Annotated in this window: 21 protein-coding genes; 15 read left to right on the top strand and 6 right to left on the bottom strand. The window is 67.1% G+C overall.

Annotated features, from left to right (window positions below; genetic code table 11):
* Positions 1-19: 19 nt before the first annotated feature.
* Positions 20-1,273 (bottom strand): imelysin family protein, encoded by a 1,254-nt coding sequence (locus CHB86_RS12365; protein ID WP_089233363.1) that lies wholly within the window; start codon positions 1,271-1,273, stop codon positions 20-22.
* Between the two features lie 528 nt (positions 1,274-1,801).
* On the opposite strand from CHB86_RS12365, the gene CHB86_RS12360 reads away from it, so the two are divergent.
* The 5 genes from CHB86_RS12360 to CHB86_RS12340 all read left to right on the top strand — a co-directional run bounded on the left by CHB86_RS12360 (position 1,802) and on the right by CHB86_RS12340 (position 7,337).
* The gene (locus CHB86_RS12360) at positions 1,802-3,418 is read left to right on the top strand and encodes a peptide ABC transporter substrate-binding protein (RefSeq protein ID WP_089233362.1); all 1,617 of its coding nucleotides are present in this window, start codon (positions 1,802-1,804) and stop codon (positions 3,416-3,418) included.
* Between the two features lie 63 nt (positions 3,419-3,481).
* A complete protein-coding gene (oppB, locus tag CHB86_RS12355) occupies positions 3,482-4,405 on the top strand; it encodes an oligopeptide ABC transporter permease OppB (RefSeq protein ID WP_089233361.1) in 924 nt (307 codons plus the stop codon).
* An 8-nt stretch (positions 4,406-4,413) separates the two neighbouring features.
* Entirely contained in the window at positions 4,414-5,358 is a 945-nt protein-coding gene (locus CHB86_RS12350; protein ID WP_089233360.1) for an ABC transporter permease subunit, read from the top strand.
* 3 nt (positions 5,359-5,361) lie between these two features.
* Positions 5,362-6,330 carry an oligopeptide/dipeptide ABC transporter ATP-binding protein gene (locus tag CHB86_RS12345; RefSeq protein ID WP_089233359.1) on the top strand — a complete coding sequence of 323 codons (969 nt, stop codon included), beginning with the start codon at positions 5,362-5,364 and terminating at the stop codon, positions 6,328-6,330.
* Positions 6,327-7,337, top strand: a complete 1,011-nt coding sequence (locus CHB86_RS12340; RefSeq protein ID WP_089233358.1) for an oligopeptide/dipeptide ABC transporter ATP-binding protein — start codon at positions 6,327-6,329, stop codon at positions 7,335-7,337. The genes CHB86_RS12345 and CHB86_RS12340 overlap by 4 nt, the downstream gene beginning before the upstream one ends.
* Before the next feature lie 103 nt (positions 7,338-7,440).
* On the opposite strand, the gene CHB86_RS12335 is transcribed toward CHB86_RS12340, so the two are convergent.
* Entirely contained in the window at positions 7,441-8,934 is a 1,494-nt protein-coding gene (locus CHB86_RS12335) for a mechanosensitive ion channel family protein (protein WP_089233357.1), read from the bottom strand.
* 176 nt (positions 8,935-9,110) lie between these two features.
* Between CHB86_RS12335 and CHB86_RS12330 the strand changes: the two genes are divergently transcribed.
* The 4 genes from CHB86_RS12330 (at position 9,111) to CHB86_RS12315 (ending at position 13,756) form a co-directional block, all read left to right on the top strand.
* A complete protein-coding gene (locus tag CHB86_RS12330) occupies positions 9,111-9,800 on the top strand; it encodes a paraquat-inducible protein A (protein ID WP_245837928.1) in 690 nt (229 codons plus the stop codon).
* Positions 9,793-10,440, top strand: a complete 648-nt coding sequence (locus CHB86_RS12325; RefSeq protein ID WP_089233356.1) for a paraquat-inducible protein A — start codon at positions 9,793-9,795, stop codon at positions 10,438-10,440. Before CHB86_RS12330 ends, CHB86_RS12325 begins: the two co-directional genes overlap by 8 nt.
* Positions 10,437-12,830 (top strand): MlaD family protein, encoded by a 2,394-nt coding sequence (locus CHB86_RS12320; RefSeq protein WP_089233355.1) that lies wholly within the window; start codon positions 10,437-10,439, stop codon positions 12,828-12,830. The genes CHB86_RS12325 and CHB86_RS12320 overlap by 4 nt, the downstream gene beginning before the upstream one ends.
* A gap of 368 nt (positions 12,831-13,198) precedes the next feature.
* Positions 13,199-13,756: a PqiC family protein gene (locus CHB86_RS12315; protein ID WP_089233354.1), complete on the top strand. Its 558-nt coding sequence runs from the start codon at positions 13,199-13,201 to the stop codon at positions 13,754-13,756.
* 50 nt (positions 13,757-13,806) lie between these two features.
* On the opposite strand, the gene alc is transcribed toward CHB86_RS12315, so the two are convergent.
* On the bottom strand, positions 13,807-14,817 hold the full coding sequence (alc, locus tag CHB86_RS12310) for an allantoicase (RefSeq protein ID WP_089233353.1): 1,011 nt from the start codon (positions 14,815-14,817) through the stop codon (positions 13,807-13,809).
* A gap of 331 nt (positions 14,818-15,148) precedes the next feature.
* Here alc and CHB86_RS12305 point away from each other — a divergent pair, with 331 nt between their 5' ends.
* Positions 15,149-16,390, top strand: a complete 1,242-nt coding sequence (locus CHB86_RS12305) for a urate hydroxylase PuuD (protein ID WP_425445422.1) — start codon at positions 15,149-15,151, stop codon at positions 16,388-16,390.
* A 265-nt stretch (positions 16,391-16,655) separates the two neighbouring features.
* On the opposite strand, the gene CHB86_RS12295 is transcribed toward CHB86_RS12305, so the two are convergent.
* From CHB86_RS12295 to CHB86_RS12285, 3 genes are read right to left on the bottom strand one after another with little or no spacing between them, the layout of a single operon-like run.
* Positions 16,656-17,381: a lysophospholipid acyltransferase family protein gene (locus tag CHB86_RS12295; protein WP_089233350.1), complete on the bottom strand. Its 726-nt coding sequence runs from the start codon at positions 17,379-17,381 to the stop codon at positions 16,656-16,658.
* A 1-nt stretch (position 17,382) separates the two neighbouring features.
* Positions 17,383-18,285 (bottom strand): cell division protein FtsX, encoded by a 903-nt coding sequence (locus tag CHB86_RS12290; RefSeq protein ID WP_089233349.1) that lies wholly within the window; start codon positions 18,283-18,285, stop codon positions 17,383-17,385.
* Entirely contained in the window at positions 18,282-18,959 is a 678-nt protein-coding gene (locus CHB86_RS12285; protein ID WP_089233348.1) for a cell division ATP-binding protein FtsE, read from the bottom strand. The genes CHB86_RS12290 and CHB86_RS12285 overlap by 4 nt, the downstream gene beginning before the upstream one ends.
* A gap of 174 nt (positions 18,960-19,133) precedes the next feature.
* Between CHB86_RS12285 and CHB86_RS12280 the strand changes: the two genes are divergently transcribed.
* The 5 genes from CHB86_RS12280 (at position 19,134) to dgcA (ending at position 24,726) form a co-directional block, all read left to right on the top strand.
* Entirely contained in the window at positions 19,134-20,105 is a 972-nt protein-coding gene (locus tag CHB86_RS12280) for a zinc-ribbon domain-containing protein (protein ID WP_089233347.1), read from the top strand.
* 190 nt (positions 20,106-20,295) lie between these two features.
* On the top strand, positions 20,296-21,252 hold the full coding sequence (locus CHB86_RS12275) for an L-malyl-CoA/beta-methylmalyl-CoA lyase (RefSeq protein WP_089233346.1): 957 nt from the start codon (positions 20,296-20,298) through the stop codon (positions 21,250-21,252).
* A 214-nt stretch (positions 21,253-21,466) separates the two neighbouring features.
* Positions 21,467-22,426, top strand: coding sequence for an acetyl-CoA carboxylase carboxyltransferase subunit alpha (locus CHB86_RS12270; RefSeq protein ID WP_089233345.1), 960 nt, complete (start codon positions 21,467-21,469; stop codon positions 22,424-22,426).
* 225 nt (positions 22,427-22,651) lie between these two features.
* Positions 22,652-23,656: an N-acetyltransferase DgcN gene (gene dgcN, locus CHB86_RS12265; protein ID WP_089233344.1), complete on the top strand. Its 1,005-nt coding sequence runs from the start codon at positions 22,652-22,654 to the stop codon at positions 23,654-23,656.
* A gap of 104 nt (positions 23,657-23,760) precedes the next feature.
* The gene (gene dgcA, locus CHB86_RS12260) at positions 23,761-24,726 is read left to right on the top strand and encodes an N-acetyl-D-Glu racemase DgcA (protein WP_089233343.1); all 966 of its coding nucleotides are present in this window, start codon (positions 23,761-23,763) and stop codon (positions 24,724-24,726) included.
* The last annotated feature ends 2 nt before the right edge of the window (positions 24,727-24,728 follow it).

The following is a 24,728-nucleotide window of genomic DNA, read 5'->3' as shown; positions in this document are numbered from 1 at the left end:
GTGCCCCCGACCGAGGGATCTACTGGAAGACCGAGCTGGGGGAATCGAGGCTGTCGGAGCCCTCGACGCTGATCGGGTCGAGGCCTACGGCCGCGACCGCGCGCTCGATGTTGCGCGTCTGTGCGACCAGCGCGTCGATGGCGTCCTGCACCAGCTGGTTGCCCTCGGCATTGCCGGCGGCGATCAGCTGGTCATACGCCGTGCCGGCCTCGGCGGCGGCGACGATGGCGCTCATCTTTTCCATCGTGGCGTCGAGATCGGCCAGCAGCGCATCGGCCAGCGCCGGGTCGCGTTCCTTGACCACGTCGTAGAGCGACGGGCCCTCGACCATGCTGCCGTCAACCCGCTCGTATGTGCCGGTGTAGACGTTCCGGATGCCCTGCGCGTCGTAGTAGTGGCTGATGTGCGTGTTGTCGGAGAAGCAGTCGTGCTCTTCCTCGGGATCGTGCAGCAGCAGGCCGAGCTTCATGCGCTCGCCGGCCTGTTCGCCGTAGGAGAGCGAGCCCATGCCGGTGAAGGCCATGACCATGCCGGCCTGCGGGTCGGCGGTCACCTCGGTGCGGCCCTGGCCGCCCTCGGACCACAGCGCCACGGCGTCTTCGAGGTCGGTCACCAGAAGGTCGGCCGCGGCCAGCAGGTACTGGACCCGACGGTCGCAATTTCCGCCGGTGCAGTTCGCCGTATCGAAATCGGTGGCCGGACGGTTGCCCGCGCCGGGGCCGGTGCCGTTCAGGTCCTGCCCCCAGAGGAGGAATTCGATGGCGTGGTAGCCGGTGGTCACGTTGGCCTCGATACCGTCGATCTCGTGCATCTCGCGCAGGACGGCGGGCGTGATCTCGGTGGCGTCCAGCGTCGTGCCGGAGACCTCGAGCTGCGGATTGGCAATGACGTTGGCGCCGGCCAGCGGGTTGGCGTCGTTCAGGCCGTGCTCGCCGTCGACATAGTCGATCAGGCCCTCGTCCAGCGGCCAGGCATTCACCTTGCCTTCCCACTCGTCAACCACCGGGTTGCCGAAGCGGTAGGCCTCGGTCTGCTGGTAGGGGATACGGGCGGCCTTCCAGGCCTCCTTTGCGGCCTCGAGCGTGGCATCCGACGGCTCGGCGGCGAGCGCCTCGACCGCAGCCTTCAGGGCGCGCGCGGTGTCCAGGCTGTCCTCGTAGCCGGCAAGCGCGATGTCGGCATAGGTGACAAGCACCTCGGCCGGCTCGGCGGCCTGCGCGGCCAGCGCCGTGCCGGACAGGAGGGCCGCGAGGGCGGTGGTTCGAATGATCATCGGAAATCCTTGTTTCTTGCAGTCTGGGTCATGCGCGCCGCGGCACGTGGATCGCCGATACCATTAACATATGAAATTTGTCGGACAAGATACCTGACTAAATTAATAGGAAAGAGGGGCCCTGGTATTCCCGCGGTGCCAGCGCGTGCCACGACGCCGACCGTTGGATGTGAGAGATCCAGGCAGAGGGGCCCAGGCTCTCCGGCTGACGTCGCCGAATCGCGCTTTGAGACGTGGAATCCGGGCTTGCGGAGGCCGTAAATGGCCCATCAGAGCGCCCCGCGACCATTTAGCGCCAACGCCGGCCGCGTCGTCGCGCAAGCGCGTGACTTGCAACGATCTGCGCCCCCCGGCAGGTCTCGGCACCTGCATGTGGCCTCCGCTGCGTATCGCTACGTCAAGCTTGCGACCGTCAATCAGGAGAAAATATTGGCGCGACCAATCGGCGAGGGTCATAGTGCTCGAAGTGTGAGCCCTCGTCGTCCAGGCGCCGAGAGGGCCAAAAATCATTCAACTGGGAGTCTGCCAATGAACATCAAGGCAACCTTGAAGCTTTCCGCCGCCGCGCTGGTATTTGCCACCGCCGCGCTGGCCGAGGGCACCCATCCGGTGACCGGCGAGGCACTCGCCGACAACCAGACCTTCTCCTATCGGCTTCTGGACCAGTTCCCGACGCTCGATCCGCAGCTCAACGAGGAAACCGCCGGTCACCACGTGATCCGCGACCTGTTCGAAGGCCTGATGATCCAGGACGCCGACGGCAACCTGATCCCGGGTGTCGCCACCGGCTTCGAGGCCTCCAACAACAACCAGACCTACACCTTCACCCTGCGCCCCGAGGCGAAGTGGTCGAACGGTGACCCGGTCGTGGCCGAGGACTTCGTCTACGGCTGGCAGCGCGCGGTCGATCCGGCCAACGCCTCGCCCTACGCCTGGTACATGGAGCTGGCGTCCATCGTGAACGCCAAGGAGATCGTCGCGGGCGAGATGGACCCGACCGAGCTCGGCGTGAAGGCGATCGACGACCACACGCTCGAGGTGCAGCTGACCCAGCCGCTGCCCTATTTCCCGGCGATGACCACCTATGCCACGATGATGCCGGCCCATCGCGCCACCATCGAGGCGCATGGCGCCAAGTGGACCGATCCGGAGAACATCGTCTCCAACGGTGCCTACGTGCTGACCGAGATGGTGCTGAACGAGTACCACACCCGTGAAAAGAACCCGATGTACTGGAATGCCGACAGCGTCATCATCGAGAAGACGACCGGCTACGTCATCAATGACGTGAACCAGGCGCTGACCCGCTACAAGGCCGGCGAGATCGACCACCTGGAGCCGCTGCCCGACGGCCAGTTCCCGGTGCTGCAGGAAGAGCGCCCGGACGAGGCGACCTCGGTGCCGCGCCTGTGCTCCTACTACTACGCGTTCAACCTGCGTGACGGCGCCAAGCCCGAGCTGCAGGACCCGCGCGTCCGGCAAGCGCTGGCCTATGCCATCGACCGCGACGTGATCGTCAACCAGATCCTCAAGGGCGGCCAGTGGCCGGCCTACAACTTCGCCCATCTCAAGACCGCGGGCTTCGAGATGCCCGAGATCGAATACGCCTCCATGAGCCAGGCCGATCGCGACGCGAAGGCCAAGGAGCTGATGGAAGAGGCGGGCGTTTCCGACCTGCAGCTCAAGCTGATCTACAACACCTCGGACAGCCACAAGGCGATCGCGACCATCGTCGCGGCGATGTGGAAGCAGAAGCTGGGTGTCGAGACCACGCTCGAGAACATGGAGTGGAAGACCTATCTCGACGTGCGCCGCGACGGCCAGTTCGACGTTGCCCGCGGCGCCTGGTGCGCGGATTACAACGAGGCCTCTACCTTCCTCGACCTGCTGACCACGCCGCACGGCTCGAACGACGCGAAATACTCCAGCGCCGAGTATGACGAGCTGCTGTCGACCTCGAAGACCTCGGACAACCCGAACGAGATGTACACCAAGGCAGAGAAGCTGCTGTCGGTCGACATGCCGATCGCGCCGATCTACCACTACGCCAACACCTTCCTGCTGTCCTCGGACGTCAAGGGCTGGCCGTACAACAACGCCGAAAACAACTGGTACTCGAAAGACCTCTACCGCATCGAGAAATAACCAGACCTTCAGGCAGGGCGCGCGGCAAGGGTCGCGCGCCCGACCCATTTGCAGGCTTCCCCCATGCTGTCCTTCATCATCCGGCGCCTCGCGGTCGCCATCCCGACGCTCCTGTTCCTCGTCGTCCTGTCCTACCTGATCATGTATGCCGCGCCCGGCGGGCCCTTCGACATGGAACGGCCGCTGCCGCCTGCGATCATGGCCAACCTCGAAGCCAAGTACGGGCTCGACAAGCCGCTGGTCGTGCAGATGTTCAACTATGTGTGGAACGTCGTGGTGCACTTCGATTTCGGGCCGTCCTTCATCTACAAGGACCAGACGGTGAACGACATCATCGCCCAGGGCTTCCCGGTCACGCTGACCTATGGCTTCTGGTCTTTCGTCGTGGCCTCGGTGGTCGGCATGTCGCTCGGGATCCTCGCGGCCGTCTATCACAATTCCTGGCTCGATTACCTCGCCGTCGGCATCTCGGTCGGCGCGCAGGTGCTGCCGAACTTCGTCATGGCGCCGATCCTGGTGCTGGTGTTCACGCTCTGGCTCGGCTGGCTGCCTGGCGGCGGCTGGCAGGGGGGGCAGTGGCAATACATCGTGATGCCGGTGATCGCGCTCTCGACCTCCTTCATGGCCTCGATCGCGCGGCTCACCCGCTCTTCGATGCTGGAAGTGCTCAACGCCAACTACATCCGCACCGCACGGGCCAAGGGTCTTCCGATGCGGCGGGTGATCTTCCGCCACGCGCTCAAGCCCGCGCTGCTGCCGGTGATCTCCTACCTCGGGCCGGCCTTCGTCGGCATGATCACCGGGTCGGTGGTCATCGACATGTATTTCTCCACCGGCGGCATCGGCGTCTTCTTCGTCAATTCGGCGCTCAACCGGGACTACTCGGTGATCATGGGGATCACCATCCTGACCGGCGCGCTGACCGTCCTGTTCAACCTCGTGGTCGATATCCTCTACGCCTGGATCGACCCAAAGATCCGCTACTGAGGCCGCCCATGCTGCTCAACCGCAAGGCCGCCGCCGACCTCGCCAGCGCCGACATGGCGCCGGCCATCGAGGGCCGCTCCCTCTGGGCCGACGCCCGTATCCGCTTCTTCCGCAACAAGGCGGCCGTCGCCGGGCTTGTCGTGCTGATCCTCGTGGCCCTCTTCGCCGCCTTCGGCAGCCACCTGTCCGCCTGGTCCAACGAGGAGGTCGACTGGTCCGTCCTCGGCCAGGTCGAGACCATGGGCAAGCCGAGCCTGTTCGGCGGGCCCGCCGGCGACAGACCCCATTTCTTCGGGACCGACGAGCTGGGCCGCGACCTCTTCGCCCGCACCGTGCAGGGCACCCAGATCTCGCTGATGGTCGGCCTGATCGGCGCGCTGATCGCCGTGTTCGTAGGCACGATCTATGGCGCCACGGCCGGCTATTACGGCGGGCGCACCGACAGCGTGATGATGCGCATCGTCGACGTGCTGATGTCGGTGCCCTACATGTTCGTGCTGATCCTGCTGCTGGTCGTCTTCGGCCGGTCGGTGCTGATGCTCTTCGTCGGGATCGGCCTGATCTCCTGGCTCGACATGGCGCGGATCGCCCGCGGCCAGACGCTCTCGATCAAGAACAAGGAGTTCGTGGAGGCCGCCCACGCCATCGGCGTCCGCCCCTCGACCATCATCCGCCGCCATATCGTGCCGAACCTGCTCGGCGTGGTGATCGTCTATGCCACGCTGCTGGTGCCCTCGATGATCATCTACGAGAGCTTCATCTCCTTCCTGGGCCTCGGCGTGCAGGAGCCCAACACCTCCTGGGGGGCGCTGATCAGCCAGGGCGCGAGCCAGATGCAGTACGGCACGCTCTGGATGCTCGGCTTCCCTCTCTTCTTCTTCGTCATCACGCTCTTCGCCTTCTTCTTCGTCGGCGACGGTCTGCGCGATGCGCTCGACCCGAAGGATCGCTGACCCATGGCGCTGCTTGAGATCAAGGACCTCAGCGTCAAGTTCGAGACCAACGACGGGATCGTCTCGGCGGTCAACGGGGTCTCCTTCAACGTGGATCAGGGCGACACGCTCGCCATCGTCGGCGAGAGCGGGTCGGGCAAGAGCCAGACCGCCTTCGCCGCCATCGGCCTGCTGGCCCGCAACGGGCGCTCCGCCGGTTCGGTCAAGTGGGACGGGCAGGAGATCCTGAACCTGCCGGAAGCAAAGCTGAACCGGATCCGCTCCTCCGAGATCGCGATGATCTTCCAGGACCCGATGACCTCGCTGAACCCGTTCCTGAAGGTCTCCGAGCAGATGGAAGAGGTGCTGACCCTGCACCGCGGCATGTCGCGCAGGGAGGCCCGCGCCGAATGCATCCGGATGCTCGACGCGGTGCGCATCCCTGACGCGGCGGCGCGGATCACCATGTATCCGCACGAGTTCTCCGGCGGCATGCGGCAGCGGATCATGATCGCCATGTCGCTGCTTTGCCGTCCGCGCCTGCTGATCGCCGACGAGCCGACCACGGCGCTCGACGTGACCGTGCAGGCGCAGATCATGGACCTGCTGCGCGACATCAAGAACGAGTTCAACACCGCGCTGATCCTCATCACCCACGACCTCGGCATCGTCGCCGGCTCCTGCGAGCGGACGATGGTGATGTATGGCGGGCGGATCATGGAGCGCGGGCTGACCTCGGAGATCTTCGAACATCCCACGCATCCCTACACCCTCGGCCTGCTGGAGGCGGTGCCGCGGCTCGACCGCAAGGAAGAGGTGCTGCCGACCATCCCGGGCGAGCCGCCCGACATGTTGAAGGGCTTCAAGGGATGTCCGTTCGAGCCGCGCTGCCCGCTGCGCATGGAGCATTGCGCGACCGAGCCGCCGGCACTGGAACGCCTGTCGGAGACGCGCGTGCGCGCCTGTCACCGCAACCCGGAGGAGGTGGCATGAGCGATGCGCCCCTGCTGAAGGTCGACGATCTTCAGGTCACGTTCGACGTGCGCCCGCGCGGCGCCTGGCCCTGGACCCCGTCGCTCAAGCTGCACGCCGTGGGCGGCGTGAGCTTCGAGCTGGAGAAGGGCGAGACGCTGGGGATCGTGGGCGAGTCCGGCTCCGGCAAGTCTACCGTGGCCCGCGCCATCATCAACACCATCCCCGCCTCCGGCGGCCGCATCCTCTGGAAGGGCCAGGACCTGCTGACGATGAACGCCACCGAGCGGCGGCGGCACCGGCAGGTCGCGCAGATGGTCTTCCAGGACCCGCTCGCTGCGCTGAACCCGCGAATGAAGGTCGGCGAGATCATCGCCGAGCCGCTGGTGACCCACAAACCCGAGACGAAGAAGGCCGAGGTCAAGCGGCGTGTGGGCGAGCTGATGGAGCGCGTCGGCCTGCTGCCGAACCAGATCAACCGCTACCCGCACGAGTTTTCCGGCGGCCAGTGCCAGCGGATCGGGATCGCCCGCGCGCTGATCCTGAACCCGGAACTGGTGATCTGCGACGAGCCGGTCTCGGCGCTCGACGTCTCGGTGCAGGCGCAGGTGATCAACCTGCTGGCAGAGCTGCAGCGCGACCTCGGGCTGTCGCTGATCTTCATCGCCCACGACCTGAGCGTCGTGAAGCACATCTCGGACCGCATCCTGGTGATGTATCTCGGCCGGGTGATGGAGACGGCCCAGGCCGACGAGCTGATCGAGCACCCGGTCCACCCCTACACCCGCTCGCTGGTGCAGGCGGTGCCTATCCCCGATCCCAGGGTCGAGCTGGCCCGCGAGCATCCGGTGCTCGAAGGCGATCTGCCCTCGCCGCTCAAGCCGCCGTCCGGCTGCGTTTTCCGTACCCGCTGCCCGCTCGCGAAACCGGCCTGCGCCGCGGGGCTGCCGGAGATGCTGCCAGTCGGGCCCGGACATCACTCCGCCTGTCCGGTGACGGCGATGGAGGGCCGGGCGGAGCTCGCCTGACACCTTGTTCGGACATGAAAAGGGCGCGCCGGAGGATCCGACGCGCCCTTTCTGCAGGATACGAAACAGCGGAGCGGGCCGCGCCACCCACCGCTGGGTCGGCTCAGGTCTCGTCGTCCTTCGCGCCGTCGTCCCCGGTCGCATAGTCCACGGGGGCCTCTGCGCTGCTGCCGGACCCGCCAGAGGCCAGCATCGGGACCGCGGCGGCGCCGGCCGGCATCTTGATGTGCATGTCCGTCTGCGGGAACGGGATCGAGATGCCGTTGGCGTCGAAGGCCTCCTTCACCGACCGGTTCAGGTCCCACAGCACCGACCAGTAATCGGCGCTCTTGGTCCAGGGCCGGACGATGAAGTTGACCGAGCTGTCGGCCAGCGCACCGACCCGGATCACCGGCGCGGGGTCCTTCAGCACCGCCGGATGCGAGGTCACGACCTCCTCGAGCACCTGCTGGGCCTTTTCGATGGAATCCTCGTAGCCGATACCGAACTGCATATCGACGCGGCGGATGTCGGAGGCGGTGGTGTTGGTGATCACGTCGCCCCAGACCTTGGAGTTGGGGATCACGATCACCTGGTTGTCGGGCGTGGTGACCGTGGTCGAGACAACCGAGACCGACTTGACCGTGCCCGAGGTTCCGCCCGCGGTGATGTAGTCGCCCTCGTCGAAGGGCCGGTTGATCATGATCATCAGGCCGGCGGCGAGGTTGCCCAGCGTGTCCTGCATCGCGAAGGCGATGATGAAGGAGGCACCACCGACGACCGCGAAGAGCGGCGAGATGTCGACGCCGAGCGCCGAGAGCACGATCATCAGCCCGATCGCCACGGTCACCCAGTAGACCACCATGGCCAGGAAGGCCTGCAGAAGCTTGGACAGGTCCGGGATCTTGCCGAACAGGCGCCTTGCATAGGAGCGGACGAACCGGGCGACGATCAGCAGCGCCAGGAAGGCCGCGCCGATGATTGCCACGTTCTTGGCGATCCGCAGGCCGCCGTCTTCGGAGGTCGTCCAGTTGGCCGCCATCCGCAGCAGCGCCTGCCAGTCGGCCCGCTGCGTCTCCTCGACGAGGATCGCGCTGCGGTAGTTGCGGAGCGACGCGACGGTTGCCTCATCCCCGCCCTTTTTCTCGAGCGCGTCGACCACGGCGCTGTAGCGGTCGAAGCCGTCTCCGCGCAGGTCATTGAGCTCCACGATCGAGTCGATATCCGCCTCGGACGCCTCCTTGCCGCCGCTGCGCGAGGCGATGGTGGCCTCCACCACGGCCGAAGTCTGCTCCTGGACGATGCCCTGCCAGGTTTCCGCCAGCGCGGCCAACTGGTCCGCCGTGAGCGGCAGCAGGCGCAGCTCGAATTCCTCGAGATCCATCGCCAGGTTGGTCAACTCCTCGGGATAGATCGGTGCTTCTTCGGTCGCTGCTTCGTCGGTCGCGGCCTCTTCCGCCGCCGGCGCTTCGGCGGGGGTCTCCGTTGCCGTGTCCTCGGCAGCAGGTTGGGTCTGGGCCGCCAGGGGCAGCGCCCAGGCCAGGGCGACCGCCACGGTCACGCAGGCCAGCAGCGCCAGGATCCGGCTCGCCACGGTCCGTGTTCCGGAGTGGATCATCAATCGTCTCCTCGATCTCTGCAGTTCGGGCCGATCCCGTTCGCTTGTCGGCCCGGCGCCACCTTGCACAGGTCGGGACCGAGACGAAAGGCCCAGTCTCCCGCAGCGCACGTGTGGCCATTGCGCAAGCCGCAGCGAATGGTAGGGTGCGCTCCGAATTAGACCAGCGAGAGCCCGTGACGCATTCCCCGACAATCGGCGACGATCTGGAAGACCTGATCGCCTGCCCCACCTGCGATGCGCTGTATCGCGTGGACGCGCCGGGCAATGGCGAGCGGGCGGTGTGCTCGCGCTGTCACCACGTGCTGATCGCCCCGGTGGAGGGCGCGATCCTGAGGGTCGTGGCGCTTGCGCTGACCATCGTCATCCTGCTGGTGACGGCGCTCTTCATGCCGTTCCTGAGCATCGAAGCCTCGGGCCTGCACAATGCGACCTCGATCTTCGAGGCGGGTCTGGCGTTCTCGCGGGCCCACATGGTCATTCTGTCCCTGGCGGTGATCTCGCTCATCATCTTCATCCCGATCCTGCGGGCGCTGCTGCTGATCTACGTCCTGACACCCCTGATGCTGCGACGCAGGCCCTGGCCGGGCGCGCATACCGCGTTCCGGCTCTCGGAACACCTCCGGCCCTGGTCGATGGCCGAGATCTTCGTGCTGGGCGTCGGGGTGGCGCTGGTCAAGATCACCGCAATGGCCCATGTGGAGCTCGGCATGGCTTTCTGGCTCTTTGCCCTTCTGGTCGTGGTGACGGTATTCCAGGACGGGTATCTCTGCCGCTGGTCGATCTGGCATGCGCTGGAAGAGTCGCCGGAGCCGGGAGCCCCGCCGTCGCTCGCGCCGGCGGAGGAGGCGCCAGCCCATGGCTGAGGCCCATCCGACGCACCTGCTGACGGCCCGCGATGCGGGGATGGTGGCCTGCACCGATTGCACGCGGGTCTGGCCGCTGGAAACCGAGCGCTGCCCGCGTTGCGGCGCCAAGCTCGTTTCGCGCGACGGCCACAGCCTCAGCCGGGTCTGGGCCTGGTGGGTCGTCGGGCTGATCTGCTACATCCCGGCCAACCTGTACCCGATGCTCAACACGACCTTCATGGGCAAGACATCGGGCGACACGATCGTCGGCGGCGCCGTGACGCTGGCCATGCATGGCGCGATCGCGGTGGCGCTCGTCATCCTGATCGCCTCGGTGGCGATCCCGATGGGCAAGTTCGTCGCCGTCGCCTATCTTGCGCTGTCGGTGCAGCGCGGCTGGCACACCAGCAAACTCCGTCGGACACAGCTCTACGAGATGGTGGAATTCATCGGCCGGTGGTCGATGATCGACGTCTTCGTCGTCGCGGTGCTCTCGGCCCTTGTACAGCTATCCGTCGTGGTTTCGATCCAACCCGGCCCGGCGGCCCTGAATTTCGCGCTTTCGGTGGTGTTCACCATGCTCTCGGCCCGGTCCTTCGACAGCCGGCTGATCTGGGACAGCATCGAACGCGACGGTGAAGAGGAAGACCTGACGTGACCGACCACATCCCCCAGACCCCGGTAAAGCCGGCCAAGCGCAGCCTGCTCGACCGGGTGTCCATCGTGTGGGTCATCCCGATCGTTGCCTTGGCGATCGCGCTCGGCATTGCCTGGAACAGCCTGCAGAACCGTGGCGCGCTGATCGAGATCGCCTTTGCCGACGCCTCTGGCATCGTGGCCGAACAGACCCACCTTCGCTATCGCGAGGTTTCGGTCGGGGTCGTCGAGGAAGTGACTTTCACCGAGGATCTAAGCGCCGTCGTCGCCCATGTCCGGCTCGACAAGGAGGTGGAGCCCTACGTCGATTCCGGCGCGGTCTTCTGGGTGGTCGAGCCGGAAGTCTCGGCCCGCGGCATCTCCGGGCTCAATACCGTGCTGAGCGGGGTCTACATTGAGGGCAGCTGGGACGGTGTGCCCGGCGGACTTGAGAGACATTTCACCGGTCTCGAGCAGCGCCCGGTGTCCCGCCCGGACGAGAAGGGGCGGCGGATCGTGCTGACCACCAACACCGGCAAGGGCCTGAGCGAGGGCACGCCGATCCTGTTCAAGGGGCTGGAGGTCGGCCGCGTCGGCCGCCCGCAGCTTTCCTCCGACGGGGTGACGATCACCGCCGAGGCCTTTGTCGCCGCGCCTCATGACCAGCTCCTAACCAGCCGCAGCCGCTTCTGGGACGCCTCGGGTTTCTCGTTCAACCTAGGCGCTGGCGGCGCGACGGTCGATGTCGAGAGCATCTCGGCGCTGATCTCCGGCGGCATCAGCTTCGAGACCGTCGTCTCGGGCGGGGCGCCCGTGGCGGATGGTGCGCGCTTCGCGGTCTTCGGCAACCAGGACGACGCGCGCACCAGCCTGTTCGACGGGACGACCGCCGACGGCGGCACCCTGGAGATCGCGATGGTCTTCGAGGAGAACGTGAACGGGCTCACCGTTGGCGCGCCGGTTACCCTGCGCGGGCTCCAGATCGGCGAGGTCGTCGGGCTCACCGGCAAGGTCGATCCGGAACAGTTTGGCGACGACCGCGTCCGGCTGGTCGTTGTCCTGGCGATCGAACTGGAGCAACTCCAGCTGGGGCAGGATGCAACGGAGGACGAGGACGTGCTCGATTTCTTCGAGCAGGCGGTTTCCGAAGGCTGGCGGGCCCGGCTCTCCAAGGCTTCGCTGCTGACCGGCGGACTGAAGATCGAGATGGTCCAGATCCCCGACGCCGCGCCCGCGACCTTCATGCGCGAGGCCGAGCCCTATCCGATCTTCCCAAGCGTCGAGGCGGATCTGACCGGCGTGACGGCATCGGCAGAAGGCCTGCTGAAGCGGGTCAACGAGCTGCCCATCGAGGAGCTCCTGCAATCCGTTTCGACTTTCATGGAGAATGCCGCCGCGCTGGTGTCGAGCGACGACATCCAGTCGCTGCCCGCCGAAGTCCGCGGCGTCGTGACCGACGTTCGGGGGGTGATCGGCTCCGAGGCGCTGAAGGAATTGCCGGACCGTCTGACCGGCATCGCCGACCAGATGATCGCCGTGCTCGACGATCTGCAGGAGCGTGAAGGCGTTGCCAAGCTGATCGACGCGGTGGACAACGCCAGTGCCGCGGCGGCGAGCGTTGCCGATGCGGTGCAGGACGTGCCTGCTCTGCTGGAGCGTATCGAGGGCGTGGCTGCGAAGGCCGAGGCGCTGGACCTGGAGGCGCTGCTGGCGCAGGCGACCGGGCTCGTGGAGAACGCGAACGGCATTCTCGGGACAGAGGCCGCCAAGGCATTGCCCGCGCAGCTGACGCAGGCACTGGGAGAGGTCGAGAAGGCGGTCACCGAAGCCACCTCGCTGATCGCGGAATTCAACGAGGCCGATGCAGCGGCGCAGCTCAACGAGGCGATCGCCGCCGCTGGCCGCGCGGCCGACGGCGTGAGCGCCGCGGTCGAGGGCGTGCCGGCGCTCGTCGAGCAGATCGAGGCCGTGGCCGCCAAGGCCGAGGCGATGGAACTCGACGCGCTGGTCAACGAGGTGACTTCGCTGGTCGAGAGCGCCGAGGCGCTGATCGGAACCGAGGCCGCGCAAGCGCTGCCGCAGAGCCTCAACGCGGCACTCGACGAGATGGGCGCGGCACTGGCCGAACTCCGCGAGGGCGGCACCGTGGAGAACGTCAATGCCACTCTCGCGTCCGCGCGCGAGGCGGCGAGCTCGGTGGCGCAGGTCACGGACGATCTGCCCGGGCTGGTGCAGCAGACCGAACAGGTGTTGCGCGAGGCCCAGCTGGCGCTGGCGGGCCTGTCGGACACCGGCGCGCTCAACCGCGACGCCCGCGAGGCATTGCGCCAGGTCGCCCGCGCGGCGGATTCGGTGCGTTCGCTGGCCCGGATGCTGGAGCGCAAGCCGAACGCTCTGGTCACCGGCAAGTAGGGCAGGGCTCCCGCCCGTCGTCACCGCATCGCAGATGCGGCTCCTCCCGTTGGGCCAGGCCGCGCGCGTTCCGCGCGCGGCGCCTCCGGCGGGGATGTTTCGAGGCTGGTGAAATGGCGGCGCGGCTCGGCTGGAGGTGGTTGCTGAAACCTAGGGTGGTGGGCAAGCAGGCGAAGCCTGCCTGGCCCAACGGGATGAGATGCCGCAAGGCATCGAAGACGGGCGGGAGCGCCGCTTTGCAGCTTTCAGTTGCCCGGGGTCTGGCCCTGTGTTCCATCCCGATGAAATGCGCCGTCGCAGCATCTTGCCGCCACCCGCCGCGCCGCTATGCTGCGCCGAACGAAAAATCTCAGACCGATCGGACAGTCATGCGCCTCGTGCTTCCCGCTCTCGCCTTTTCGCTGTTGCTGACCGCATGCAGCGCCCCGCCCGTCCGGTATGCCGCGGCGCCCGTCGCTTCGGGGGATCGCATCGGGATCTCCGTGTCCCAACTGGAGGTGCGGGAGGTCTCGCTGCCGACCTACGCCCAGTCCGAGGAAATCTGGCGCGAGGGCGAGGGGGGCGCGCTCGAGGCGGATGCCTCGGCGCTCTGGGCCGATGATCCGGCGCGCGGCGTGACGATGGAGCTCAGCCAGCATCTCGCCGCCTTCACCGGCGCACGGGTGGCTGCCGAGCCCTGGCCCTTCGAGGACCTGCCGCAAGCGCGGCTGATCGTGCGCGTCAGCGAGATGGTCGCCGGCGCCGATGGCCGCTTCCGGCTTTCGGGGCAGTACTTCGTTTCGCGGCTCTCCGCCGGGCGCGACTACTCCGGCACGTTCAACGTCAGCGCGCCGATCGCGCCCGACAGCGGGTCGTCCGGCATTGCCGCCGCGCGGGCCGTCGCCGTGCGCGACCTGGCGCGGCTGATCGCGTCCCGCGGGATCTAGGTCAGGGGCCCGGCGCCGGAGCCGTGAACGGCGCGGCGCCGGTCCTTGGCTCAGGCCGGCCGTCCGAACAGGCGCAGCCGGCTGACCCCGCCATCGGGGTGGATGTTGAAGCGCACGTGGGTCACCGGGCCGAGCGCTTCCAGCCCTTCGCGGAAGTCGTGAATCGCGTCGGGGCCGAGCTTGCGCTCCGGCAGCAAGGTTTTCCAGAACATCGAGTCGGTGACCAGCGCATCGGTCAGCCCGTCGCCGAAGTTCAGCATGTCCGCCGCCTGAAGCGAGCAGCGGTCGGGGTAGTTGCCCTTGAAATGCGCCGTATCGACCTCGATCCGTTCGACGACGCCACGCGCCCCGAGCGCGATCACCATCCAGTCGTACCCCGGCTCGCGCCGACGGCGGGTTTCCCAGCCGTCGCCCATGTTGGTGCCGCGCCCGGGCGCGAGCAGGCGGTTGTAGTCGCCGTAATGGGCGTCCGACATCGCCAGGATGCGGCCGCCGTTCAGCGAGGCGGCAAGGTCGATCTCCTGCCCGTCATGCGTCGGGTCGAGTTCCGGCACGCCGAAGACGCGCAGCCGCGCCACGCCGCCATCGGGGTAAATGTGCAGCCGGATGTGGGTCCAGCTTTCGAAGCTTTCGCAGCGGAAGAAGTGATGTCCGTCCGGCCCGAGCGCCCGGTGCGGCAGGATCTGCGCCCAGCTGGTCTCCTCGGTGACCTCGCGGGTGCTGGCGGCCTCGATCCGGCAGGCCGGGGCGTAGTTGCCGGTGAAATGCCGCGTGTCGACGTCGAAGCCGAGGATGCGGCCAGGTGCGGCGAGCTTGATCACGGCGTGATCGTGGCCGCCATCGCGCCGCCGCTGGGTCTCCCAGCCGTCCATCCACTTGCCGTGGTCATCGAACTTGCCCTCGATGAAGACCGGCTCGCCGTCGGCCAGCATGCGTTCCAGCGGCGCGAAGAACTCGTTGGTGGAGGACAGTCCGCGCGCGCCGAGACCGGCGGACGCGAGGTTGATGCCGGTCCGGGCGTAGAGCGGAACGTCGGCGTTGAGGGATTCGATCGTGGGCATCGGGGTGTCTTTCGGTCGTTGGCGGGGCCGGTCCGGCACGTTCCGCCCCTCTGCCTCGGGGGCCATTCGCGGCTTCGGAGGGACGTCGGGGCCGAACGGTATCGTCGCGGTCTGGTTGTCGGATGTTCTGGCCCGCGGCTGCAGGCAAGACAAGAGGCCGCGCGACGGATGTGGGCCCGCTGCCGGGAGTTCGCACCGCCGCCGCGTGGTGCGCCCAATTCCTAGTCGAATGCCGAACGATCGCGCAACAGGCGGCGCGAGGAGGCGGTTTCGGTTTGATATCGGGGCGGGTTTGCTGAACTCTTCGTCAGACAGGATCTGGAGGCGCATCTTGGTTGAAACGACTTTTCTCATGGCGTGGGCGGAACTTGCCGTTCGATGGCTGCATGTGATCGCGGGCATCGCCTGGATCGGGTCATCCTTCTATTTCATCGCGCTCGACCTCGGGTTGAGGAAGGCGCCGGACATGCCGGAGGGCGTGGGCGGCGAGGAATGGCAGGTGCATGGCGGCGGATTCTATCATCTCCAGAAGTACATAGTCGCCCCGGCGCGGCTGCCCGAGCACCTGATCTGGTTCATGTGGGAGAGCTATACGACCTGGCTCAGCGGATTCGCGATGCTGATCCTGGTCTATTACCTCGGCGCAGACCTGTTCCTGGTCGATCCGGAGGTGCTCGACATGCCCTCCTGGCTGGCGATCCTGATTTCGGTGGCCTCGCTCGGCCTGGGCTGGGTGGCCTACGACCGGATCTGCAAGTCACCCTTCGGCGAGGACAACACCAAGCTGATGCTCCTGCTCTACCTGATCCTCGTCGTCATGGCTTTCGCCTATACCCACGTCTTCTCGGGGCGGGCGGCGATGCTGCATCTCGGCGCGATCACGGCCACGGTGATGTCGGCCAATGTGTTCTTCATCATCATCCCGAACCAGAAGATCGTGGTGGAGGATCTGAAGGCCGGGCGCGTGCCGGATGCGAAATACGGCAAGATCGCCAAGCAGCGCTCGACCCATAACAACTACCTGACGCTGCCGGTCCTGTTCCTGATGCTGTCCAACCACTATCCGCTGGCCTTCGCGAGCGAGTGGAACTGGGTGATCGCCAGCCTTGTCTTCCTGATGGGGGTGACTATCCGGCACTATTTCAACTCGTTCCACGCCAGCGACTTCCCCAAGAAGGGCCCGCTCTGGACCTGGGGTGCAACGGCGCTGCTCTTTGCCGCGATCGTCTGGCTCTCGATGGCGCCGATCTATGGCGAGGATGGCGGCTGGGAAGAGAGCGCGCTCAGCCCGGCCCAACAGCGGTTCGTGGAGGCCGAGGGCTTTGCCGAGGTCTACGACATCGTGCAGGGCAATTGTTCGATGTGCCATGCGCCGGAACCAGTGTGGGAGGGCATTCCGGTCACGCCACGCGGCGTGAAGCTGGTGACCGAGAGCGACGTTGCGCGGCACGCGACGGAGATCTACCTGCAATCTGGCGTGACGCGCGCAATGCCGCCGGGACGCGCCTCCTTCATGGAACCGGCCGACCGGGCCACGGTTGTCCGCTGGTACGAGGCCGGTCTTGAGGGCTGAAGTCGTTCTGGCGAGGGGCAGAGGCTCCCGCCCGTCGTCAGCGCATCAAAGATGCGCCTCCTCCCGTTGGGCCGGGCCGCGCGCGCCGCGCGCGGTGCCTCCGGCGGGGATATTTCCATACAGGTGAAGGTGGCCGCGGCGCACGGATGCTCGAGCTTGCTGAGGTCGCTTCAGGGAGTGGATGCAGGCGAAGCCTGCCCGGCCCAACGGGATGAGATGCCGCAAGGCATCGAAGACAGGCGGGAGCGCTCCGTCGCTGGCCTTTTCAGGGGAGTGGCGTGAAGCCTGCGTCTGCCATAAGGCGGTCGGAAGCGGTCTCGACCACGCTTTCAAGCTTCTTCATGAACTCCGTCTGGGGCAGGCCGGGGCCGATCGGATCGAGGAACTCGACCACCGCGAGGCCGGGTTTGCGACCGATCCCGGTGCGCGGCCAGAAGACGCCGACGTTCGTGGCCGCGGGCACGCACCCCTGTTCAAGCTCTTCATACAGGATTCCCGCGCCGATCTTGTAGGGCCTCGAGACGCCGGGCGCGACCCGCGTCCCTTGCGGATAGATGATCAGCTGGCCCGGCTTGGCCCGACCCGCCGCGACCCCCTCTTTCATCTGGCGGATCGCCTCGGTGCGCCGGCCGCGATCCACCGGAACGCAGCCGATCCATTTCGCGTACCAGCCGACGATCGGCACCCATTGCAGTTCGCGTTTCATGATGAATTTCGGCCGGGGCACCTCGGAGACGATCAGGATGATGTCGAGGAAGGACTGGTGCTTCGAGGCGATCAGGCATTCCTGCGTCGGCACCTCGCCCCGCACCTCGGTGCGCAGGCCGACCATCCAGGCGGCGCTCCAGCGGACCCAGCGGCACCAGGTGCGGCAGGCGGTGTAGGCGAGCGGCCGGTAGAACAGCACGAAGGGCGTGAAGGCAACGGCCATCAACGCCATCATCAGGTAGATCTGGCCCACGAAGATGAGCGAACGCAGGTACTGGATCATGTCAGGGTGTCTCCCGCAATTGCCGGAAGGCGGCGAAGCGCGTGGCGGCGAAGGCGACCAGCGCCACGATGGGCGGCACGAGCAGCGGCAGCGCCCACTGCGGCCCGACGAAGCCCAGGCCGGTGAGGAAGCCGCCGGCCGCGTCGGCCCGGGGCAGGGCGGCGATGGCGAGCAGGCCGAGCAGGCTGCCGGCCAGCGCGCCCATCAGCGCCCGCAAGGTATAACGCCGAACGAAGGCGCGGGCGATATAGGTGTCCAGCGCGCCGACCAGGCGCAGCGCGGCGATCACCCGGGCATTGGCGGCGAGCGCGGCCTGGGCGGCCAGCGTGATCATCGCCGCCGTGGCAGCCGAGATCAGCAGCAGCGACAGCAGCCCGAGCGTGCGCAGCCGGTTGGCGGCGCGGACCAGCGGCTCGCGCCATTGGGTGTGGTCGTCGAACAGCGCCCCGGGGGCCTCGCCGGCAAGGCGGGCGCGCAGGCCGGTGGCGTCGATGCCCTCCGAGGTTTCCACCACCTCGATCAGCGCCGGGATCCGCAGCCGTTCGATCGGCAGGTCGGGACCGAACCAGGGCTCGAGCAGGGCGCGTCGCTCGGCATCGGAGAGGGGGCGGGCCTCGGCCACGCCCGGCGTCGTGCGAAGAACTTCCAGCGCCGCGGCGAGCTGGGCCTCGACCTGGCCGGCAGGGGCCGAGATCCGCACCGTCGCCGTCCGGGCCAGCGCTTCGGACCAGCGGGTCGCCAGCCGGTCGGTGGCGAGCGAAAGGGCGAGAGCGAACACGGCGAGGAACGCCATGGCGGCCGAGGTGAAGACGGTGAGCCGGGCGGTGAAGCCGGTCGGCGGCACGACGCGGTCGGCGCCGAAGCGGCCGCTCACGAGGGCAAGAATGTCGGCAAGGCGGCTCACAGGTCCGCCCCCGCCAGGTGAAGCCCGCGATTGGCGATCCGCAGCACCCGCGCCGGAACTTGGGACTTGGCGGCGCGGATCAGGTTCAGGTCGTGCGTCGCAACCAGCACAGTCTTGCCGAGGCGGTTGAGCTCCACCAGCAGCTGCAGCAGCCTGAGCGACATCTCCCAGTCGACGTTGCCGGTCGGCTCGTCGGCCAGCAGCAGTTCCGGGTCCATGATCACGGCGCGGGCCAGCGCGGCCCGCTGACGTTCGCCGCCTGACAGTTCCGGCGGCGTCGCGCCGGCGCGCGCGGCCAGACCGACCCAGCCCATCAGGTCGCGGATGTTGCCGGCCTCGGCTTCCGGATCGCGGCCCGCGACGGTGAGCGGCAGGGCGAGGTTCTCGGTCAGCGGCAGGTGGTCGAGGAACTGGCAGTCCTGGTGCACGACGCCGATCCGGCGGCGCGTACGGGCGATGTCGTCCCGGCTCATGCTGCGCACTTCGCGGCCGAAGACATCGAGTTGTCCGCTGCTGGGCATCAGCTCCATGTAGCAGAGCTTGAGCAGCGTCGACTTTCCAGCACCCGAGGGGCCGGTGAGAAAGTGGAACGAGCCCGGGGCCAGATGCAGCGAGACATCCCGCAGGAGGGCGTCGCTGCCGTAGGAATAGGCGACGTTCTGGAAGTCGATCACGCGTGGGGTTTCCCTGCCATTTGTGCCCGTTCTGCCCGAGGCGGGAAGCGGTTTCAACGGGTCGCAGCCAGCAATGGGCTGCATTGGCTTTGAGTTTTCACTTGCCGCTGCTACAAAACCGCAAAACAACACCTTAGACGGGCGGCGGTTTTTTGCCCGGGTCGAGAGGACGCCATGAAGCTCATCTGTCCGAATTGCGGGGCGCAATACGCGGTTGACGACCGGGTGATCCCGGAGACCGGGCGGGATGTGCAATGTTCGAGCTGCGGGCACACCTGGTTCCAGCGGCACCCCGATCACGATCCGGAACTGGCCGAGGAACTTGGCTGGGAGCAACCCTCGCGGGGGCTGCAGTCGCCATCGCCAGCCCCGGAGCCTGAACCTGAGCCCGTGGCTCGGCAGGCGGACACGGCCGAGGAGACCGTGGGGGAGTACGAGGACGCGGCCCCGCAGGCAGACGAAATCGACGAAGCGCCGGAGGAGCCGGACTACAGCGCGGAATTCGGCGCCGCGCCCGAGCAGGCCCCGATGGATGCAGCCACCGAGCCGGTGGCCGAGGAACCGGTGGAGGAGCCTGCGCGGCGCCGGGTCGACGAAGACGTGCTGTCGGTTCTGCGGGAAGAGGCGGAGCGTGAGCAGGCCGCCCGCCGCGCCGAAACCGCGATTCCGGAGTACCAGCCTGAACTGGCGATGCCCGAGCCCGAGCCGACGCCGAGGCATGGCACCGCCGACTATGCGGAAAAGGCTCCGGAGCGGGACGAGTTCGCGCCCTACGGGTATACTTCCGCCGGGTATCCTGCACCGGCGCCTGTATCGTCGCGCCGGGAGCTGCTGCCGGATGTCGAAGAGATTTCCCCCTCGCTGGACGGGGACGAGGAAGGCTACGACGGTCGCGGCTACGTGGATTACGAGACCCGGCAGATGCGCAAGCGCGGCTCGCGGATCGGTGTCGGGCTGGCCTTCCTGATCTTCGGCGCACTCGCGCTGGTCTATGCAAGGTCGGACAAGATTGCCGAGTCGATCCCCTCTTCGGCGGAGCCCCTCGCCGGGTATGTCGCCACGGTCGATGCCGGGCGGGTCTGGCTCGACCGGACCCTGCGCGACATCGTGTCCGGCTCGCCGCAGGACGGCGGAACCGAGGGCTGAAGCGCGCCCGAGAGCTTCGGGAGACGGTTCATTTCTTAATTTTTCTAATGGGATGCGGCCCTTTGAGGTCGCCTGTGATACCGTCCCTGCAGGCCGGAATGCTGCTTGTGCGAAAAGACACTTGCCAGCAGGCGAGCAATAATCTACCCAATTCCGGACCCAGAGCGAAATATCGTTGCCGGAGAGATATATGAGTTTCCGCATTCAGCCCGCTGCCCCCGCCCGCCCGAACCGGTGTCAACTGTTCGGTCCTGGGTCGCGCCCCGCGATCTTCGAGAAGATGGCAGGCAGCGCCGCCGACGTGATCAACCTCGATCTCGAGGACAGCGTTGCGCCGGACGACAAGGCGGAAGCCCGCAAGAACATCATCCAGGCGATTGGCGATGTGGACTGGGGCAACAAGACGCTGAGCGTGCGGATCAACGGGCTCGACACGCCGTATTGGTACCGCGACGTGGTCGACCTGCTGGAGCAGGCCTCCGACCGGCTGGACCAGATCATGATTCCGAAGGTCGGTTGCGCGGGCGATATCTATGCCGTCGACGCGCTGGTGACGGCCGTCGAGCGGGCGAAGGGGCGCACCAAGCCCATCGCTTTCGAGGTGATCATCGAGAGCGCCGCCGGCATTGCCCATGTCGAGGAAATCGCCGCCGCCTCGCCGCGGATGGAGGCGATGAGCCTCGGCGCTGCGGATTTCGCGGCCTCCATGGGCATGCAGACCACCGGTATCGGCGGCACTCAGGAGAACTATTACATGATCCGCGAGGGCGTGAAGCACTGGTCGGATCCATGGCACTGGGCGCAGGCGGCGATCGTGGCGGCCTGCCGGACCCACGGCGTGCTGCCGGTCGACGGGCCGTTCGGCGATTTCTCGGACGACGAGGGCTACGTTGCCCAGGCGCGGCGCTCGGCGACGCTCGGCATGGTCGGGAAATGGGCGATTCACCCCAAGCAAGTGGTGCTGGCCAACGAGGTCTTTACGCCCTCGGAAGAGGCCGTGACCGAGGCCCGCGAAATCCTTGCCGCCATGGAAAAGGCCAAGGCCGAGGGCGCGGGTGCGACCGTCTACAAGGGGCGCCTGGTGGATATCGCCTCGATCAAGCAGGCCGAGGTGGTTGTAAAACAGGCTGAACTGATCGCCGGCTGACCGGCCGTATCGTTCTGCCCAGCCGGCCGGGAGAGGGGAGGCTCCCGGCCGGTGCTGTTTTCAGGCGGTGTGCCGTGCAATCGGCGCGGCTTTGATACGGGTTCGCGGGCACGCGAGGGGCGGGTCGCGATAACCAGATCCTGCGCTATGGCGGTCGGTTGCAAATCCGCTGCCTCGGGGGCATATGAGATCCGTTCACATAGGGAGCCGCCGCATGAACTATCTGGAGTTCGAGAAACCTCTGGCCGAGATCGAAGGCAAGGCGGAGGAACTCAGGGCATTGGCCCGGTCGAACGAGCAGATGGACGTGGAGTCTGAGGCCGCCGCGCTCGACGCCAAGGCGCAGGCCATGCTCAAGGACCTCTATGGCAAGCTCTCGCGCTGGCAGAAGTGCCAGGTCGCCCGTCACGCCGAGCGGCCGCATTGCCGGGACTACATCAAGTCCCTCTTCACCGAATACACGCCGCTCGCCGGTGACCGGAACTTTGCCGATGACCACGCCGTGATGGGCGGGCTGGCGCGGTTCCAGGATCGCCCCGTGGTGGTGATCGGTCAGGAAAAGGGCGACGACACCGCCAGCCGGATCAAGCACAACTTCGGCATGGCGCGGCCCGAGGGCTACCGCAAGGCAATCCGCCTGATGGAGATGGCCGACAAGTTCGGCCTGCCGGTTGTGACGCTGGTCGACACGCCCGGCGCCTACCCTGGCAAGGGCGCGGAAGAGCGCGGGCAATCCGAGGCGATCGCGCGCTCGACGCAGGCCTGCCTGCGGATCGGTGTGCCGCTCGTCTCGGTGATCATCGGCGAAGGCGGGTCCGGCGGCGCGGTGGCCTTCGCAACGGCCGACCGCCTGGCGATGCTGGAGCACTCGGTCTATTCGGTGATCTCGCCCGAGGGCTGTGCGTCGATCCTGTGGAAGGACGCGGAAAAGATGCGCGAGGCTGCCGAGGCGCTGCGCCTGACCGCGCAGGACCTCAAGGAGCTTGGCGTCACCGATCGGGTGATCCCGGAGCCGCTGGGCGGCGCGCATCGCAATCCCGCGCGCGCCATCGAGGGGGTCGGCAAGGCTGTCGGTGCGATGCTCGCGGAACTCGACGGCCTCGACCGCAAGGCCCTCGTCGCGCAGCGCCGCAAGAAATACCTCGGCCTTGGCGCCAAGGGGCTGGCGGCCTGATCAGGCGCCGCCCGGCAGCATCCGGGCGGCAGGCGCGACCTCTGGTCCGAATCAATCGCTTTCCGACGAGTTTTCAAACTGCACAATAGGCGGGCATTGGAATCCTGTTCGAAATTTGCTTCGCCTGATCGGAAAAAATCGCTCTTCTGGCGTCGATCTGCGCAACTGCCGAAAAATTTCGCGTATCGCCCTGTGCTAGCGTGCCCCGAAATTGGAGATGCGAAGATGATCGAAACCCCCTACCTGCTGTTCCTCGGCGATGCGCCGGACCAACTCGCCGCCAAGGTGGCCCAGGGCATCAAGGATTGGCGCCCCGAGTTCGCCGTCGGCCAGTTCCGCATGGAAGGCTGCAAGGCCGACATGCGCCTCCCCGACATGAGCCTGCAAGAGGCGTTGGACGCCGGCGCGAAGACGCTGGTGATCGGCGTCGCCAACCGGGGCGGGGTGATTTCGCCGGAATGGCGCCATGTGCTGGCCGAGGCGCTGCTGGCCGGCTTCGACCTGGCTTCGGGCCTGCACAACCTGCTGCGGGACGAGCCGGAGCTGGTGGAGATTGCCAAGGCCGAGGGTCGGCTGCTGCACGATGTGCGGATCCCGTCGGTCAAGTACCCGATCGCCAACGGCAAGAAGCGGACCGGCAAGCGCTGCCTTGCGGTCGGCACCGATTGCTCGGTCGGCAAGATGTACACGGCGCTCGCCATCGATGCCGAGATGCAGAAGCGTGGCCTGAAGTCGACCTTCCGCGCGACCGGCCAGACCGGCATCCTGATCACTGGCGACGGTGTCCCGCTCGATGCGGTGATCGCCGATTTCATGGCCGGGTCCATCGAGTACCTGACGCCGGACAACGATGACGACCACTGGGACCTGATCGAGGGCCAGGGCAGCCTGTTCCACGCCTCCTATTCCGGTGTGACCCTGGCGCTGGTCCATGGCGGCCAGCCCGACGCTCTGATCCTCTGCCACGAGCCGACCCGGGCGCATATGCGGGGCCTGCCGGATTACACGCTGCCCTCGCTGGAGGAACTGCGCGACCTGTCGCTGACCCTCGCCCGCCGGGTGAACCCGGATGTGCAGGTGGTGGGCATCTCGGTCAACACGCAGCACATGTCGGACGACGAGGCGAACGCCTATCTTGCCGGGCTCGAGGCCGAGTTCGGACTGCCGGCGGTGGATCCTTTCCGGCATGGCGCGGGCAAGCTCGTGGACGCGCTGGTCGCGGTCACCTGAGCGCGCCGCTTGCGAAATCCGGAGGCGTGAGTCTTCATGCCTCCGGCGGGGATATTTCCGGACAGAAGAAGCCGGGCGGCGTTCGGCAGAGGAAAGGCGTGAATATGGAAGTGACGATACGGCCGGACGTTTTCCGGCTGGCCCAGGTGTTCACCATAGCACGAGGTTCCAAGACGGAGGCGCAGGTCATCACCGCCGTCCTGAAGGAGGGCGAGACCGAAGGCTGGGGCGAGTGTGTGCCCTATGCTCGCTATGGCGAGACCCTGGAGAGCGTGACCGCCGAGATCGCGGCGCTGCCCGAGCGGTTCGACCGTGCAGGCTTGCAGGAACTGATGTCGCCCGGTGCGGCGCGCAACGCGGTGGATTGCGCGCTGTGGGACCTCGAGGCGAAACGTGCGGGCAAGCGGGTGTGGGAGCTTGCCGGGCTCGCCGCGCCGGGGCCGCTGGAAACGGCCTACACGCTGTCGCTCGACACGCCGGAGGCGATGCAGGCCAGCGCCGCCGCCAATGCGCACCGCCCGCTGCTCAAGATCAAGCTGGGCACGCCCGACGACATGCCACGGCTCGAGGCCGTCCGGGCCGGCGCTCCGGCGTCGAAGATCATCGTGGATGCCAACGAGGGCTGGAGCGCCGAGGTCTATTCCGACCTCGCGCCGCATCTGCTGCGCCTCGGGGTGGCGATGGTGGAGCAGCCGCTGCCGGCCGGGGCGGACGACGACCTTCTGGGCCTGGAGCGGCCGGTGCCGCTCTGCGCCGACGAGAGCGTGCACGACCGCGCCTCGCTGGCGGCGCTCAAGGGCAAGTATGACATGATCAACATCAAGCTCGACAAGACCGGCGGGCTGACCGAGGCGCTGGCCCTGCGGGCCGAGGCCGAGGCCGCCGGGTTCGAGATCATGGTCGGCTGCATGGTGGGAAGCTCGCTGGCGATGGCGCCGGCCGTGATACTTGCGCAAGGCGTGGCCGTCGTGGACCTTGACGGCCCGCTGCTGCTGGCCGAAGACCGCGGCACGCCGCTGATTTATGACAGCGAGGGCGTACACCCGCCGTCGCGGGAATTGTGGGGATAGGA

This window comes from Tropicimonas sediminicola (assembly GCF_900188335.1).
GTDB lineage: Bacteria > Pseudomonadota > Alphaproteobacteria > Rhodobacterales > Rhodobacteraceae > Tropicimonas > Tropicimonas sediminicola.
The sequence above is the reverse complement of the archived record's forward strand: the minus strand, read 5'-3'. Positions and strand labels throughout refer to the sequence as shown.